Below are 15763 nucleotides of genomic sequence, written 5' to 3' on the forward strand. Positions count from 1 at the left end.
CGTGACCGTAGGACCGGGCCCGCCGGTACAACCGGCCGCGGCCGCGGGTGGTCTCGCCCGAGCGCACGACCACCGGCAGCTGCTCGGTCACCAGCCGCCCGAGCCGCCGCCCGCGCCACAGGGCGGTCACGACGACGACGAGGAGCAGCTGGAGCGCGAGCACGCCGACCACCGGCGGCAGCAGCTGGCCGGGGGCGGCGCCGGCGGACGCGTCGCCCGCTCCGACGTCGTCGAGCGAGGGGATGTACCAGACGAGCCGCTCGTGCCGGCCGAGCGCGCGCAGCACCAGGGCGGCGTTGCCCTGTTCCGCGAGGCGCACGTTGGTCAGGGGTGCGACGTCGGCCAGCGCGACGATCCGCCGACCGTCGGACTCCGAGACGGCGTAGGCACCGCCACCGTCCGTGCCCGTCCCGGGGGCGGGGAAGCAGACGACCGCTCCGGGTCCCGTGGCCTGGAGCGTGCCTCGCGCGGTGATGGAGCCCGCGGCGACGGCGTCAGGGTCCTCGCACTCGGCCGAGCGGACCTCGGGCTCGCCCGAGATGCCGCCACCGGCGGCGATCGTGTCGGTCAGGAGGCTGAGCGCCCAGCCTGCGTCGACCAGCACCAGGTCGGCCCCGCCGGCGTCCAGGACGTCGATCTGGTCCGCGTCGAGCAGGTAGTCGCCCACGACGAGCACCGTCGAGCCGGGCACCGCCAGCGACTCGACGTCAGCGATGTGGCGGACGTAGTGCACGTCGACGCCCTGGCGCCCGAGGATCTGGGCGGCCGCGCGCGCGCCGAGGTCTCCGGGGTTGTCGGGGGCGAGCGTGAGGGTGGACGTCCGCGGCTCGGGCAGGGCGGACAGGATGCCGGCGACCACGACGAGGGCGAGGAGGGCCAGCGGCCAGCGCCAGCGTCGCCAGCGCCGCGAGGACCGGGTCCGCGTGGACGTCCCGTCGCCGACCACGGGCGCGTGCGTCGTCGTCACGGTGGGCGCACTCATCGCGGCGCCGTCACGGCCAGGTCGGCCCGGTCGCCGCCGGTGCTCGGGCGGGCGCCACGGACGCGAGCGTCGAGCTCCCGCAGGCGGCGCTCGTCGTCCGGGGTGGCCGGCTCGTCGCCGTACGCGACGTCGTCGAACGTCCGCCCCGCCGCGACGAGGTCGTCGCCGAGCGAGGGCAACCGCGCGGCGGCGGCGAGCGCGGCCTCGTGCGCGGTCCTGGCCACCCGCTCCTCCAGGACGGTGCGCTCCTCGAGCCCGCGCACGATCGCCCGGTAGCGCTCCAGCACCGCGACCGCCCAGTCGCCCCGGGACGCCGCGGCGTCGGCGGCGGCGCGGATCTCCTCGGCGGTCCGCGCGTCGTCGTGCTCGAGGACCCGGCGGTCCGACGCTCCCCGCCGGGAGACGCGGACCGGGCCCGCGACCAGGAACGCGACCACCACGACGGCCACGATCACGCCGACCACCACGAGCACCGCGACGGGATCGATCGCGGCGGGCGTGCGCAGCCCCGCCAGCTGCTCCGCCAACCAGTCCCACAGCCGCCTGAGCAGTGAGCGCTGCTCGTGGTAGGCGGGGTCGAGCAGCTCCTCGGTCGCCCAGCGCCGCCCGGTCGCGGCATCCGGGTCGACCGGGACCCCGACCGTGGCCCGGGCCACCAGGTTCACGCGGTGGCCTCCGCGGCGCGCGCGAGCTCCACGTCCAGGCCCTCCCGACGCATCCGCACGTCGATGTAGAGCAGGGCGACGACGGAGGAGACGAAGGTGGTGGAGAGGGTGGACGCGATGACGGTGGCGATCCCGATCACGACGACCGAGCCGAACGACGTCGCCGTCGGGTCACGCAGGACCAGCTGGGCGATGAGGGTGGCGGGGAAGACGATGATCTGCGCGATGATCCCCGCCAGGATGCTGGTCAGCAGATAGATCCCGAACAGTCTCCAGAAGCTCCCGCGGGTCAGTCGCCACGCCCGCGCGATCGTGGGCCAGAACTTCTTGCCCTCGAGCATGAGCGCAGGCGGGACCAGCAGCGTCCGGGTGGAGAACCAGACTGCGGCGACGACGAACGCGACCAGCCCGACCAGCCCGACCAGCACGGCCGGTCCCGTCTGGTCGTTCACCGCGAGCAGCACGACCCCCGTGGCCAGCACGGCCGCCACGACCAGGACCGCGAGCCCGCTCAGGAACGTGAAGCCCACGACCAGCCAGACGCGCCACGAGCGCAGGACCTCACCCACGGAGGCGACCTGGCCGAGGACCGAGCGGCTCACCGACACGATCAGCAGCCCGGTGAGGATCGTGGTGGCGATCGCGGTCACGGGGGTGGAGACGAGCAGGCCGGCCGACGACCCCATCTGCTCGGCGAACCCCATCTGCCCGGACGGGTCCACCTCGGTCGACAGGTCGGTCAGCTGCGGCGCGACGAGCCCCTTGACGTACCACTGGATGACGGACTGGATCGTGACGGCGAGCGTCACCACCAGCGCAGCGAGCCCGAACATGACGCGCGGGTTGGCCCGCACCGCCCGGAAGGCGCCGTCGTAGATCTCGCCCATGCCGAGCGGCCGAAGCGGGATGATCCCCGGCTGGAGCGCCTGCGGGCGCCACGCGACCCCGGGGGGCGGCGGGGCGGCCGGCCCCCAGGAGCCGTACCCACCGGGCGCCTGCGGACCCCAGCCCGACGGCGGCGGGGGTGGCGGCGCGGGCGGCCCGGGCTGCGGCACCTGCTCCGGCGGCGGCGGCGTCCCCGTCCCCGCGGGCGTCGCCCAGGTCGGCGGCTGCGGGACGTCGTCGTGCGGGCTCGTCATGCGAGCGCGGCTCCTCGGCTGTGGTGGTCCAGGTGGTCCGGGTGGGGGCAGCCGTGGCGTGCCCCCGCGGAGGATTCATCGTGCCACGGCGGGTGCCCTCGACGGCGCGCGACCGGGTGATCTGTGGGCCCGTGTCGCCTCCGCGGCCGAGGTGGCCCGGTCACGGGCCTGCGCGGTGCGAGAATGCCGCCATGAAGGGACGCGTGCTGGTGGTCGACGACGACACCGCCCTGGCCGAGATGATCGGCATCGTGCTGCGGTCGGAGGGCTTCGACCCGGTGTTCTGCGAGGACGGTGACGAGGCGATCGGGGTGTTCCGCGCCACGCAGCCGGACCTCGTCCTGCTCGACCTCATGCTGCCCGGCAAGGACGGCAACGAGGTCTGCCGGCAGATCCGCGCCGAGTCGGGCGTGCCGATCGTCATGCTCACGGCCAAGAGCGACACGGTCGACGTGGTCCTCGGCCTGGAGTCCGGCGCGGACGACTACATCTCGAAGCCGTTCAAGCCCAAGGAGCTCGTCGCCCGCGTGCGCGCCCGTCTGCGCCGCACCGACGAGCCCGCACCGGAGCACCTGACCATCGGCGACGTGACCATCGACGTGCCCGGCCACCGGGTGGCGCGGGCGGGTCGGCCGGTCTCGCTGACCCCGCTGGAGTTCGACCTGCTGGTGGCGCTCGCCCGCAAGCCGTGGCAGGTCTTCACCCGCGAGGTCCTGCTGGAGAAGGTCTGGGGCTACCGGCACGCCGCCGACACCCGCCTCGTGAACGTCCACGTGCAGCGCCTGCGCTCGAAGATCGAGAACGACCCCGAGCAGCCCGAGATCGTCGTCACCGTCCGCGGTGTCGGCTACAAGGCGGGCGTGGCGTCGACGTGAGCTCGTCCGGAGCAACTCGATCGTGCGCGTGAGCGGCGCCTGGCGGCTGCTCCGGGCACGGTCGCGGCGACGCCTGCGCGCGTGGTCGCGGGTGTGGCGGTCGTCCCTGCAGGTCCGGGTCATCACGTCGACGCTGGCCATCGGGCTCGTGGCCCTCACGCTCGTCGGCGTGTACGTCAGCTCCCGCATGGCCGACGGTCTGTTCAACGCCCGGCTCGAGCAGGTGCTCCAGGAGAGCGCCCGGTCCACGCTTCAGGCGCAGGCCACGTTCGACGCCTCCACGGCGACCTCGGGGACCGACGTGCAGCGGCTGCGCCAGGATGTCGCGGAGGCCCAGCGCACCGGGGGGTCCGACCGCCGCGAGGTGTTCGTGCTGCGCGCGCCGGGACAGCGGGGCGGCAGCACGAACGTCCCGGGTGCCGCCTCCGACCGCGCCCTCGCCAGGCTCGTGAGCCCTGAGCTCCGCCTCGCGACCGCGGGTGGCGGTCAGCAGTGGCAGTCGGTCGCGATCCCGCGGGAGAACGGCGGCACCTCGCCCGGTGTCATCGTCGGCCAGGACGTGACCGTCCCCGTGGACGGCACGTACCAGCTCTTCTTCCTCTACAGCCTCCAGTCCGAGCAGGACCGGCTCGACTTCCTCCAGCGCACGCTCGGCCTGGCGGCGGTCGCCCTCGTGGTGCTGCTGGGGAGCATGACGTGGCTGGTCACGCGCCAGACGGTCCGCCCGGTGCGGCGTGCCGCGCAGGTCGCGGAACGGCTGGCGGACGGCCACCTGTCCGAGCGGATGCCCGAGAAGGGCGAGGACGAGATGGCGACGCTCGCACGCTCGTTCAACGAGATGGCCGACAGCCTCCAGGACCAGATCCACCGCATGGAGGAGCTCTCGACGTTGCAGCGCCGGTTCGTCTCCGACGTCTCGCACGAGCTGCGCACCCCCCTGACGACGATCCGGATGGCCGGCGAGGTCATCCACGCGTCGCGCGAGGACTTCGACCCGGCCGCCAAGCGCTCGGCGGAGCTCCTGCAGACCCAGCTCGACCGGTTCGAGGACCTGCTGGCGGACCTGCTGGAGATCAGCCGGTTCGATGCGGGCGCCGCGGTGCTGGACGCCGAGGGCCGCGACGTGCGCGACGTGGTCATCACCGCCGTCGACCACGCGGCACCGCTCGCGGAGCGGCGGGGTGCGTGGCTGCACGTCGTCGTGCCCGAGGAGCGCTGCGTCGCGGACATCGACCCGCGGCGGGTCGAGCGCATCCTGCGCAACCTGCTGGTCAACGCCGTGGAGCACGCGGAGGGCAGCACGGTCGAGGTGACCGTCGGGGCCGACGCGCACGCTCTCGCGATCACCGTGCGCGACCGCGGCGTGGGCATGACGCCCGACGAGGCCGCGCACGTGTTCGACCGGTTCTGGCGGGCAGACCCGGCGCGCGCGCGGACGACGGGCGGCACCGGTCTCGGGCTCGCGATCTCGCTGGAGGACGCCCACCTGCACGGCGGCTGGCTCGAGGCGTGGGGCCGACCGGGCCGCGGCGCGAACTTCCGGCTGACGCTGCCGCGCCGCGCCGGCATCCGGCTGACGGGGTCGCCGCTGTCGCTGGCGCCGGACGAGTCGCCGATCACCGGGGCGCTGCGGATCCCGGTCGTGCGTCCGAACACCGATCCCGCCGCGCTCCCGGACATGGTCTCCGACGGTGTCGACCAGAGGTACGCGGACGACTCCGACCGGCAGGAGGTCCGATGACCGCCCGACGGCTCCACCGCGCCGCCCTCGCCGTCGCGGCCGTCCTCGTCCTGGCGGCGTGCTCGGCCATCCCGACCTCCGGGCCCGTCAACCAGGGGGACGCCGAGGTCACCGAGCCGTCGGAGATCGACGTGCTGGCCGAGGGGCCGCAGCCCGGGGACAGCCCGACCGAGATCGTCGACGGCTTCCTGGCGGCGGGTGCGGCCGGCTTCACGGACGACTTCGTGACTGCCCGGGAGTACCTCTCGGGCGAGGCGAAGGTCACCTGGAAGCCGTCGGCCGGCGTCGTCGTGTCGGGACCGGTCGAGCCCGCGCCGACCACGAGCGACACCGAGGTCACGATCGAGGTCCCCGTGCTGGCCCGGGTGGACGAGGACGGGGTGTACACGGAGGCGCCGCTGGACGCTCGGGAGTCCGTGACGTTCGGGATGGTGCAGGACGACGCCGACCAGTGGCGGATCGCCGCGACTCCTCCCGGCCTGATCCTGCAGCAGGAGGACTTCAGCCGGAGCTATCGGCCGGCCTCGTTGTACTTCCTGTCTCCGGACGAGAAGTTCCTGGTCCCGGAGTCGCGCTGGTTCCCGGAGAAGAGCCTGGGCACGTCGATCGTCAGCGGGCTGCTGGCCGGTCCGTCGGCCTGGCTGCAGGACGCGGTCGTCACGGCGGTGCCCGACGGCGTCGAGCTCAACCCCGAGTCCGTGCCGGTGGACGACGAGGGCGTCGCCCAGGTCACGCTGGCACCCGCGCTGGCGGTGACCCGAGCCGACCGCGGCCTTCTCCTCGCCCAGATCGACGCGAGCCTGCGGCCCGTGCCCGGCATCGGCTCGGTCCAGGTGTTCGCCGGTGACGTGCCGCTGGAGGGTGCAGCGACCTTGGAGCGCGGATCCGGTCGGCCGAGCAACGTCGAGTTCCTCCAGGACGACGGCATCGTGGCGCTCGTGGACGGCGAGCCCGAGCCGGTGCCCGGCCTCGGTGCCCTCGACTCGCTCGATCCGCGGAGCCCCGCGAGCAACGAGGACGGGTCGGTGCGGGTGATGCTCTCCGGGCCGAGCACGCTGAGCACCGTGCCGACCGCCGACGGCGCCGCTCAGGAGCTGGTGACGGGCGCCGGTCTCGTGGCGCCGTCCGTCGACCGGTTCGGGTGGGCGTGGACGGCGCGACCGTCGAGCGGCCTGGTCGCGGCGCGCGCGGACGCCGCTGCGGTGCAGGTGAGCGCGGACTGGCTGGAAGGACGCGCGGTCCGTGCGGTCCGCGTGGCGCGCGACGGGGTCCGGGTGGCGGTCGTCTCCGCCGGCGCGGACGGCGTCCAGCTCGACGTCGCGGCGATCACCCGCGACGAGTCGGGCGGGCCGCAGCGGCTGGGAGCACCGGTCCGGGCGGGCGCCTCGCTCGTCGACGCGTCCTCCGTGGTCTGGGCCGAGGAGTCGACGCTCGCGGTCATCGGACGGTCGACGGGGAATGCTGCCGTGCACCTGGTTCCCGTCGCCGGCCCGACGAGGTCCCTGCCCGAGGTGGCCGAGCTCGCCGGCCTCGCGGGAAGCTCCTCCGTGATCTACGTGACCACGACGGCCGGCGAGCTGCGTCGGTTCGTCGGCTCCACCTGGGCGCAGGTGGTGGGCGTGACCGGTGCCGACTACCCGTCGTTCCCCGGCTGACGGGTCGTCCACAGCCCACCGCCGTCCCCAGGCCACCGGCGGCCCGCACGCGTCGGCGGGCAGCCTGCCCGGATGACGTTCGCCCGTGAGCTGGTCGGCCTCCTGCTGCCCGTCGGGTGCGCGGGCTGCGGGGCCGACGACGTGGCGTGGTGCCCGGGGTGCGCGCGGCGGCTCGCGGGCGGTCCGTGGCGCTGCGAGGACCGTGCTCCACGCCTCGACCGGATGGACGGGACCGGCCCGCTCCCGGTGTGGACGCTCGCCGACTGCACGGGGGACGTGCGCCGCGCGATCATCGCGTGGAAGGACCGCGGCCGGCTCGACCTGACGCGTCCGTTCGCGTTCGCGCTCGCGCGGGCGGCGGGGGCGCTGCCGCCGGATCTCGGGACCGATCCGCTCCTGGTGGTCCCGTCTCCGTCCACGGCCGCGGCCCGACGCCGCAGGGGTGGCAACCTGGTCGACTCGCTCGCCGACGCGGTGGTCGACGGTCTCGTCCGGACCGGGCGTCCCGCTGCTGCGGCGCCGGTCCTGGTCCGGTCGCGGGGACGCGACCAGGTCGGCCTGGGCGCGCGTGCGCGGTCCCGCAACCTCGCGGGTCACCTGCGGGTGCCGGACCGGCACACCGATCGCGTCGCGGGCAGGCACGTGCTGGTGGTGGACGACGTGCTCACCACCGGAGCCACGGTCGCGGCGTGCCGGTCGGCGCTCGAACGGGCCGGAGCGCAGGTGGTGGGAGCGGTGACGCTCGCGTCCACCCCCGGCCCGGCGCCTGTGCCGCGGCTCCCACCGGGCCGGATCGTGTCCACAGGGTGATCCCTTGGCGGGGCGAGTGGTTCGGGGGCAGGTCCGGGGTTAGCGTGGGGGCCTGAGCCGTTGGCACCGCTCGGATCGGCCCTCGTCGGGTCGTCCGGGCACGCCGCGGGAGGAGGTGACGCCGCCCGACTGCCCCTGGGGCAGCCCATTGCACTGTCACCCTCGGGCGGGCCCGACCCGCCCCCGACCCTCTCAGGAGGCTCACATGGAGATCGTGGTTGCCGGCCGGCATACCGAGGTGCTGCCGAAGTATCGGGCGCACGTCGAGCAGAAGCTCGCGAAAGTCGAGCAGCTGGCCCCCCGCGCTCAGCGCATCGACGTCGTCGTGTCGCACGAGACCAACCCTCGCCAGGCGGGAAGCAGTGAGCGCGTCGAGCTCACCGTGGTCGACCGAGGGCCTGTGATCCGTGCCGAGGCGTGCGCCGACGACAGGTACGCGGCTCTCGACCTCGCCCTCGGGAAGCTCCTCGAGAGGCTGCGGCGGACCCGCGACCGGCGCAAGGACCACCGCAACCACACTCCGATCGCCCCCGTCGACGTCCGCCCGCCCGAGCCCGAGCCGGAGGCCTCCGCCCCCGTCGACCCCGCGGCGGCCGTCGAGACGACCCTGGGTGACTCGCCCGTCGTCATCCGCGAGAAGGTCCACCAGGCCCAGCCGATGACGGTCGACGACGCGCTGTACGAGATGGAGCTCGTCGGGCACGACTTCTTCCTGTTCATCGACGCGGAGACGGCCCAGCCGTCGGTCGCGTACCGCAGGCGCGGCTGGAGCTACGGCGTCATCAAGCTGGACGCCGCCGTGGTGGGCACGCCGTTGGCCGGGGTCCCCGTCTGACGGGCACGGTCGAATCCCGCTGACGCCCGGCCGGTCCTCGTGACCCGCCGGGCGTCGGCGTGTGGGTGGCGCACGGCAGGATGTGCACGTGACCTCTCCGGGAGCGCCCGAACGCCTCACCCTGTCGCAGGCCCGTCGCATCACTCTGCGCGCCCAAGGGCTCGATCGGCCGCGGTCGGCGCGCGGCGCCGCACCGACCATGCGGCAGTTCCAGCAGGTCGTCGACCGCGTCGGCGTCCTGCAGATCGACTCGGTGAACGTGCTGGCCCGCGCGCACCTCATGCCGGCCTTCTCCCGCATCGGCGCCTACGACACCGCCCTGCTCGACCGCGCGGCGGGCCAGGCACCGCGGCGACTGGTCGAGACGTGGGCGCACGAGGCGTCGTTCGTCCCGCCCGAGACGTACCGCCTGCTCGGCTGGCGCCAGCGCGACTACCAGCGCCAGGCGTGGGGGGCGATCTCCGAGGTCCCGCTGAAGCACTCGCCGCTGGTCGACGACATCCGGGCGATCATCGCCGACCGGGGCCCGGTCACCGCACGGCAGGTGCAGGAGGACTTCGAGGCCGAGCACCCGACCACGCGGGGGGAGTGGGGGTGGAACTGGACCGTCGCCAAGCGGGTGCTCGAGTTCCTCTTCTTCACGGGCGAGGTGACGTCCGCCGGCCGCAACGGAGCGTTCGAGCGCCGGTACGACCTCACGTCACGGGTGCTGCCCCCGCAGGTCCTGGCCACCCCGGAGCCGTCGCGCGAGGACGCGATCCGGGCCCTCACCGAGATCTCGGCGCGGGCGCACGGCATCGGCACGCTGCGCAGCATCGCGGACTACTTCCGGATCAAGCTGGACCAGGTCGCCCCGGCGGTCGCCGACCTGGCCGAGCAGGGCGTGCTGCGCGAGGTCGCGGTCGACGGCTGGAACCAGGGCACGGTGTGGCGGCACCGCGACGCCGACCTGCCGCGGCGGGCGTCGGGACGGGCGCTGCTCAGCCCGTTCGACCCGCTGGTGTTCGAGCGCCGGCGCGTCGAGGCGCTGTTCGGCCTGCGGTACCGCATCGAGATCTACGTGCCTGAGGCGCAGCGGGTCTGGGGCTACTACGTCCTGCCCTTCCTGCTCGGAGAGTCGCTCGCCGCGCTGGTGGACCTCAAAGCCGACCGCAAGGCGGGCGTGCTGCGGGTCCACGCGGCCCACCGCAGCCCTGGCCCGGACACGCCGGTGGCGTCACGCACCGCCGAGCTCGTGGAGCCGCTCGCCGCGGAGCTGCACGAGCTCGCGGGGTGGCTCGGCCTCGAGGAGATCGTCGTCGGTGACCGGTCCGGGCTGCTGCGTGGTGACCTGGCGGTCGACCTGGCGCACGCCGTCAAGGCCGCATGACGCACGAGACGCGACCGCGCGACTTCGCTCTCGTCGCCCTGGGCGGGGTGCTCTGGGGGACCGGAGGACTCGCCGGTGCCGCACTGGCGGACGCCGCCGGCCTGCCCCCGCTGACGGTCGCGGCCTACCGGCTGCTCGGCGGCGGGGGAGTGCTCCTGCTGGCGCTCGCGGCGACGGGAGCGCTGCGCGGTCTGGCGCGGACGAGGCCCGTCGTCGTCCGGGTCGTCGAGACCGCCCTGCTCGCCGCCGTCTACCAGGCCGCCTACTTCGCGGCCGTCCAGCGGGCCGGTGTCGCCGTCGCCACCCTGGTCGCCCTCGGGGCGGCGCCGCTGCTGGTCGCCGTGGGCACGGCCGCGTCGGCCCGCAGGCTGCCGTCCGCGCGCACGCTCGTCGCGCTCGGCCTCGCCCTGGTGGGTCTGGTCCTGCTCGTCGGACCGTCGGACGCCGCAGGCCCCGGTACCGCATCAGGTGCGTTGCTCGCCCTGGCCGCCGCCGCGGCGTTCGCCACCATGACCGGGCTGAACCGCCGGAGCGTGCCGGGGCTCGGTCCGCTCCCGTTGACCGCGACGTCGTTCACGCTCGGCGGAATCGTGCTCCTGCCCTTCGCGGCGGTGGCCGGTTCCGGCCTCTCCACCCCGTCGAACGCGCAGGGCTGGGCGCTGCTCGCCTACCTGGCCGTGGTGCCCACCGCGGCGGCCTACAGCGCGTATTTCACCGGGCTCCGGCACGTCCCGGCGACGACGGCGGCGCTCCTGGCCCTGCTTGAGCCGCTCACCGCCACCGTCGGCGCGGTCGTGCTGCGCGACGAGCGTCTCGGGGTCACCGGTGTGGTGGGTGCCGTGCTGCTGGCGGCTGCGGTGGTCGTTCTTCGCCCGCGCCGTGCAGGCTCGCCTACGATGGACGCGCCCGGCCGTGCGGCCGGTCACCTCAGCCGCTCCGACGCCGCGCGCGCCCGGAGCGCGAACACGTCGGGAGTAGTGCGTGCCAGCGATCCTCGAGAAGGTCCTGCGCCTCGGTGAAGGCCGGATCGTCAAGAAGCTGTCGGGCATCGCCCAGCAGGTCAATGCCCTGGAGGACAGCTTCGTCGCGCTGTCCGACGCCGAGCTGCGCGAGGAGACGGACCGCTTCCGGGCCCGCCTCGCGGAGGGCGAGACGCTCGACGACCTGCTCGCGGAGGCGTTCGCGACGGTTCGCGAGGCCGCCCGACGCACGCTGGGCCAGCGCCACTTCGACGTCCAGCTCATGGGCGGTGCCGCCCTGCACCTGGGCAACATCGCGGAGATGAAGACCGGTGAGGGCAAGACCCTCGTCGCCACCGCACCCGCGTACCTCAACGCCCTGGCCGGCAAGGGCGTCCACGTCGTCACGGTCAACGACTACCTGGCCAGCTACCAGTCCGAGCTCATGGGACGCGTCTACCGGTTCCTGGGACTGACCAGCGGCGTCATCCTGTCCAGCCAGAGCCCGGCCGACCGGCGCAAGCAGTACGCGTGCGACATCACCTACGGCACCAACAACGAGTTCGGCTTCGACTACCTGCGCGACAACATGGCGTGGAGCACGGACGAGCTGGTCCAGCGCGGCCACAACTTCGCGATCGTCGACGAGGTCGACTCGATCCTCATCGACGAGGCCCGCACGCCGCTGATCATCTCCGGTCCCGCGTCCGGGGACGCCAACCGCTGGTACGCCGAGTTCGCCAAGGTGGTCCGCCGCCTCCAGGCCGATCGCGACTACGAGGTCGACGAGAAGAAGCGCACGGTCGGTGTGCTGGAGCCGGGCATCGAGCGCGTCGAGGACTACCTCGGCATCGAGAACCTGTACGAGTCCCTGAACACCCCGCTGATCGGCTTCCTCAACAACGCCATCAAGGCGCAGGAGCTGTTCAAGCGCGACAAGGACTACATCGTGACGAACGGCGAGGTGCTCATCGTCGACGAGCACACCGGCCGCGTCCTGCCGGGCCGCCGCTACAACGAGGGCATGCACCAGGCGATCGAGGCGAAGGAGGGCGTGGCCATCAAGGCCGAGAACCAGACCCTCGCCACGATCACGCTCCAGAACTACTTCCGCCTGTACGGCAAGCTCGCGGGGATGACCGGCACGGCCGAGACCGAGGCCGCCGAGTTCCAGGGCACGTACAAGCTGGGTGTCGTCCCGATCCCGACCAACCGCGACATGCAGCGCCTCGACCAGCGTGACTACGTCTACAAGAGCGAGGACGGTAAGTACGACGCCGTCGTCGCGGACATCGTCGAGCGGCACGCGCAGGGCCAGCCGGTGCTCGTGGGCACCACCAGCGTGGAGAAGAGCGAGCTGCTCTCCGCCAAGCTGAAGAAGCAGGGCGTGCCGCACGAGGTGCTGAACGCGAAGCAGCACGCGCGCGAGGCCTCGATCGTCGCGCAGGCCGGCCGCAAGGGCGCCGTCACGGTCGCCACCAACATGGCCGGCCGCGGCACCGACATCATGCTGGGCGGCAACGCCGAGTTCATGGCCGTCGAGGACCTCGCAGCCCGGGGCCTGGACCCGGCGGAGAACGCCGAGGAGTACGAGGCGGCCTGGCCGCTGGCGCTCGAGAAGGCCAAGGAGTCCGTGGCTGCCGAGCACGACGAGGTGGTCGAGCTGGGCGGGCTGTACGTGCTCGGCACCGAGCGCCACGAGTCGCGACGCATCGACAACCAGCTGCGTGGTCGCTCCGGTCGACAGGGCGACCCCGGCGAGTCCCGGTTCTACCTGTCCATGCAGGACGACCTCATGCGGCTGTTCAACTCGAGCCTCGCCGAGTCGATGATGACGCGCGCAGGCTTCCCCGAGGACATGCCGCTCGAGTCGAAGATCGTCACGCGCGGCATCCAGTCGGCGCAGTCGCAGGTCGAGGCGCGCAACTTCGAGATCCGCAAGAACGTGCTCAAGTACGACGACGTGATGTCCCGCCAGCGCGAGGTGATCTACGAGCAGCGCCGCCGGGTGCTGGAGGGTGAGGACCTGCACGAGCAGGTGCGGCACTTCCGCTCCGACGTGCTCTCCGCCTACATCACCGGTGCCACGACGGAGGGTCGCCCCGAGGTGTGGGACCTGGACGCGCTGTGGACGGCGCTGAAGGGGGTCTACCCCGTCTCGATCCTGCCGGACGAGGTCGTCGACCAGGCGGGCGGGCCCACGCGGTTGTCGGCCGAGCTGATCGAGCGCGAGATCCTCTCGGACGCCGAGCACGCGTACGCCGAGCGCGAGGAGCAGATCGGCTCCGAGAACATGCGGCAGCTGGAGCGTCGGGTCACCCTGTCGGTCCTCGACCGCAAGTGGCGCGAGCACCTCTACGAGATGGACTACCTCAAGGAGGGCATCGGCCTGCGGGCGATGGCCCAGCGCGACCCGCTGGTCGAGTACCAGCGCGAGGGTTTCCAGCTGTTCAACGCCATGACCGACGCCATCAAGGAGGAGACGGTCGCGTACCTGTACAACCTGGAGGTCCAGGTGGCAGAGCCCGACGCTCCTGCGGTCACCGCCGACTCGGCGGTCGCGGCTGCGGCCAGCGCGGGAGCGCAGGCAGCGGCGGCACGCTCGGTGTCCGATGGTCCGACGCCCGGCAGGCTGGTGGCCAAGGGCATCGACGGCCCGGAGCAGCGGACCCCGTTGCAGTACACGGCTCCGTCGATCGACGGCGACGGAGGCGTGATCACCCGCGCGGACACGGGCGGCAAGAAGGCTGGGACCCGCCCGGCGGCCCCGACCGCCGAGGACGGCGCAGCGAACCGCGAGGCGCGCCGCAAGGCCGCCAAGCAGCAGCGCAAGCGCTGAGACCACGGAGGCCCGCCCCTGCACCGGGGGCGGGCTTCCGCGCGCCTGGGGTCATCCGATCTCGAGCGCGGTCACCCGCCACGTCCCGCGATGTCCCTCGAGCCGGAGCGCGACGGCCCGGACGCGTGAACCGTGGTCCGCGACCACCGTGGCCTCCATCGCGTGGGTCCCGACCCGGCACGAGCGGGCCCGGCGGATCATCGGCGGACGGACCACCCCGTCGGTGCCCAGCACGCGCTGGGTCAAGCCGGCACGCACCTGGAGCGACTCGTACACGCCCGGCGTGAGCCAGCGGGCCAGCTGCGCGACGGACCGTCGGCCGGTCAGCACCTCCAGCGCGGCCAGGGCGATCGCACGGGCGACCACCGTCGGGTCGCCCTCGGGAGGGGGACCGGGCTCGTCGTCGGCCTCCGCCACCAGGGAGCGGTCGCTCGCCCTTAGGACCGCGATGCGTGCGGTCGCGGTCAGGGGCACGGCGTGGGCCGGTCCCGGGGCGTCCTCGACGAGGGGAGCGGCGGGGGCGGGGACCAGGCGCGCGCGGGGGTGCCACGCCCGCGCGTCGGCGACGGAGCCGGGTCCCGGGGTGGCGTTCTGCACGCGGGCGAACGCGTCCTCCGCGGCGGTGGCGTCGCGGGTCAGCACGAGCGCGCTCATCGGGCCACCTCGCCGGCCGCCACGGGCGCGGTGAGCACCTGGCCCTGTTGGATCAGGTCCGGATCGGAACCGATCACCGCCGCGTTGGCCTGGTACCACGCCGGCCACGCCGCAGCGACCTCCGCATCGCTGGCGCCCGGCGGCAGGTACCGCGCGGCGATCGCCCACAAGCTGTCCCCGGCGACCACCACTACCTCCTTCGGTGCTGGAGCCGGAGGTGGCTCCCCGACGGACGTCCTGACTGCCGTGTCCGGGCTGGCGATCGACACATCGAGCTCGGTCGCACCGGTGAGCACGGGTGTCTCGACCGCCGGAGCCGGCGCCGGAACGGGCTCGGCCTGCTCCGGCGCCGGGGTGGTCACCACCCACCCGAGGTCGCCGGGCGCCGTGACCTCCGCGGTGACCGAGCTCGTCGGCACGGGCTCCGGCGCCGCGGCGGTGGAGCCGGAGGCCATCCCGAGGCCGATGCCCGCTCCGACGGCCAGCACCAGAGCCTTGCGGACGACCTGCGGCGCGTACCGGTGCACGAGCCGCTCGCCCGTCCGCCAGGTCGTCCCGGCCACCCGGACCAGCAGGCAGGCCACCGCCATCAGAGCGGAGCACGCGAGCCAGGCGGCGACGAGCAACCCGACGGAGGTCACCCCGACCTCGACGGCCGCGTCCACCCGCCACGGACCCCTGTGACCGGCGAGCAGCGACCGGACCCGGAGTGCGAGCGGCAGGCAGAGGGCGCCGGCTGTCACCGCTCCCACGAGCAGGGAGCCGACGGTCGTGGCGGCCCGACCGCGTCCTGCCCGGCCGGCGTCGTGCGGTGTGACGTCGGATGCCATGGTCTCCCCTGATCTAGTCGTTTGATGCAGTTTGATGTGGCTTGGATGCCATAGATGTACCTGAATGTCCGATGTTCTGTCCAGCCGGGTCCCGCGATCCGGGATAGGGAGCGCGCGCGACCGGGCTGAGAGGGCGACCCCCTACGGTGCTCACATGCGGTGGGAGGCGCTCTTCGCGGACATGGAGGCCCAGCTGGCGGCCGGCCGGCTGGCGGACGCGCGCGCGGACGTCGCGGAGCTGGCGCGCGCGGAGCGCGCCTCGGTCCCGCTCGCGGCCCGGGTGCGCGCGTCGGTCGGCTGTCAGGTGCGGGTGCTCGTCGCGGGCGGTGACACGCTCTCGGGGGAGCTGGTCGACGCGGCGCCCGAGTGGCTGCTGCTGCGCACGCAGGCGGCCGGTCGCGCGCTGGTGC

Annotated in this window: 13 protein-coding genes and 1 pseudogene; 9 read left to right on the forward strand and 5 right to left on the reverse strand. The window is 73.8% G+C overall.

What is annotated here, in order from left to right; translation table 11 throughout:
- The 3 genes from HP550_RS00195 to HP550_RS00205 all read right to left on the reverse strand — a co-directional run.
- Positions 1 to 982, reverse strand: a 982-nt coding sequence (locus HP550_RS00195; protein ID WP_175345584.1) for a DUF4350 domain-containing protein, incomplete at its 3' end; no start/stop codon positions are given.
- A complete protein-coding gene (locus HP550_RS00200) occupies positions 979 to 1647 on the reverse strand; it encodes a DUF4129 domain-containing protein (protein ID WP_343047859.1) in 669 nt (222 codons plus the stop codon). The genes HP550_RS00200 and HP550_RS00195, both read right to left, overlap by 4 nt.
- Positions 1644 to 2786 carry a glycerophosphoryl diester phosphodiesterase membrane domain-containing protein gene (locus HP550_RS00205; protein WP_175345585.1) on the reverse strand — a complete coding sequence of 381 codons (1143 nt, stop codon included), beginning with the start codon at positions 2784 to 2786 and terminating at the stop codon, positions 1644 to 1646. The genes HP550_RS00200 and HP550_RS00205 overlap by 4 nt, the downstream gene beginning before the upstream one ends.
- 191 nt (positions 2787 to 2977) lie before the next feature.
- On the opposite strand from HP550_RS00205, the gene mtrA reads away from it, so the two are divergent.
- The 8 genes from mtrA to secA all read left to right on the forward strand — a co-directional run bounded on the left by mtrA (position 2978) and on the right by secA (position 13869).
- A complete protein-coding gene (gene mtrA, locus HP550_RS00210) occupies positions 2978 to 3661 on the forward strand; it encodes an MtrAB system response regulator MtrA (protein WP_175345586.1) in 684 nt (227 codons plus the stop codon).
- Between the two features lie 28 nt (positions 3662 to 3689).
- On the forward strand, positions 3690 to 5402 hold the full coding sequence (mtrB, locus tag HP550_RS00215; RefSeq protein WP_425484401.1) for an MtrAB system histidine kinase MtrB: 1713 nt from the start codon (positions 3690 to 3692) through the stop codon (positions 5400 to 5402).
- The gene (locus tag HP550_RS00220; protein WP_175345587.1) at positions 5399 to 7057 is read left to right on the forward strand and encodes an LpqB family beta-propeller domain-containing protein; all 1659 of its coding nucleotides are present in this window, start codon (positions 5399 to 5401) and stop codon (positions 7055 to 7057) included. Before mtrB ends, HP550_RS00220 begins: the two co-directional genes overlap by 4 nt.
- Before the next feature lie 72 nt (positions 7058 to 7129).
- A complete protein-coding gene (locus HP550_RS00225; RefSeq protein WP_175345588.1) occupies positions 7130 to 7867 on the forward strand; it encodes a ComF family protein in 738 nt (245 codons plus the stop codon).
- A 205-nt stretch (positions 7868 to 8072) separates the two neighbouring features.
- Positions 8073 to 8702: a ribosome hibernation-promoting factor, HPF/YfiA family gene (gene hpf / locus HP550_RS00230; RefSeq protein WP_175345589.1), complete on the forward strand. Its 630-nt coding sequence runs from the start codon at positions 8073 to 8075 to the stop codon at positions 8700 to 8702.
- 88 nt (positions 8703 to 8790) lie between these two features.
- Positions 8791 to 10071, forward strand: coding sequence for a winged helix-turn-helix domain-containing protein (locus tag HP550_RS00235; protein ID WP_343047860.1), 1281 nt, complete (start codon positions 8791 to 8793; stop codon positions 10069 to 10071).
- Positions 10068 to 11090: a DMT family transporter gene (locus tag HP550_RS00240; protein WP_175345590.1), complete on the forward strand. Its 1023-nt coding sequence runs from the start codon at positions 10068 to 10070 to the stop codon at positions 11088 to 11090. The genes HP550_RS00235 and HP550_RS00240 overlap by 4 nt, the downstream gene beginning before the upstream one ends.
- Positions 11053 to 13869, forward strand: a complete 2817-nt coding sequence (secA, locus tag HP550_RS00245; protein WP_175345591.1) for a preprotein translocase subunit SecA — start codon at positions 11053 to 11055, stop codon at positions 13867 to 13869. Before HP550_RS00240 ends, secA begins: the two co-directional genes overlap by 38 nt.
- A 51-nt stretch (positions 13870 to 13920) precedes the next feature.
- Here secA and HP550_RS00250 read toward each other — a convergent pair whose 3' ends face one another.
- Positions 13921 to 14523, reverse strand: a complete 603-nt coding sequence (locus HP550_RS00250; RefSeq protein WP_175345592.1) for an Rv3235 family protein — start codon at positions 14521 to 14523, stop codon at positions 13921 to 13923.
- Positions 14520 to 15353 (reverse strand): LysM peptidoglycan-binding domain-containing protein, encoded by an 834-nt coding sequence (locus tag HP550_RS00255; RefSeq protein ID WP_175345593.1) that lies wholly within the window; start codon positions 15351 to 15353, stop codon positions 14520 to 14522. The genes HP550_RS00250 and HP550_RS00255 overlap by 4 nt, the downstream gene beginning before the upstream one ends.
- Positions 15354 to 15507: 154 nt before the next feature.
- Between HP550_RS00255 and HP550_RS00260 the strand changes: the two are divergent.
- Positions 15508 to 15763, forward strand: a pseudogene (locus HP550_RS00260) (hypothetical protein); the annotation flags it as partial.

The organism is Cellulomonas humilata (assembly GCF_013359775.1).
In the GTDB taxonomy this organism is placed as follows: Bacteria; Actinomycetota; Actinomycetes; order Actinomycetales; family Cellulomonadaceae; genus Cellulomonas; species Cellulomonas humilata.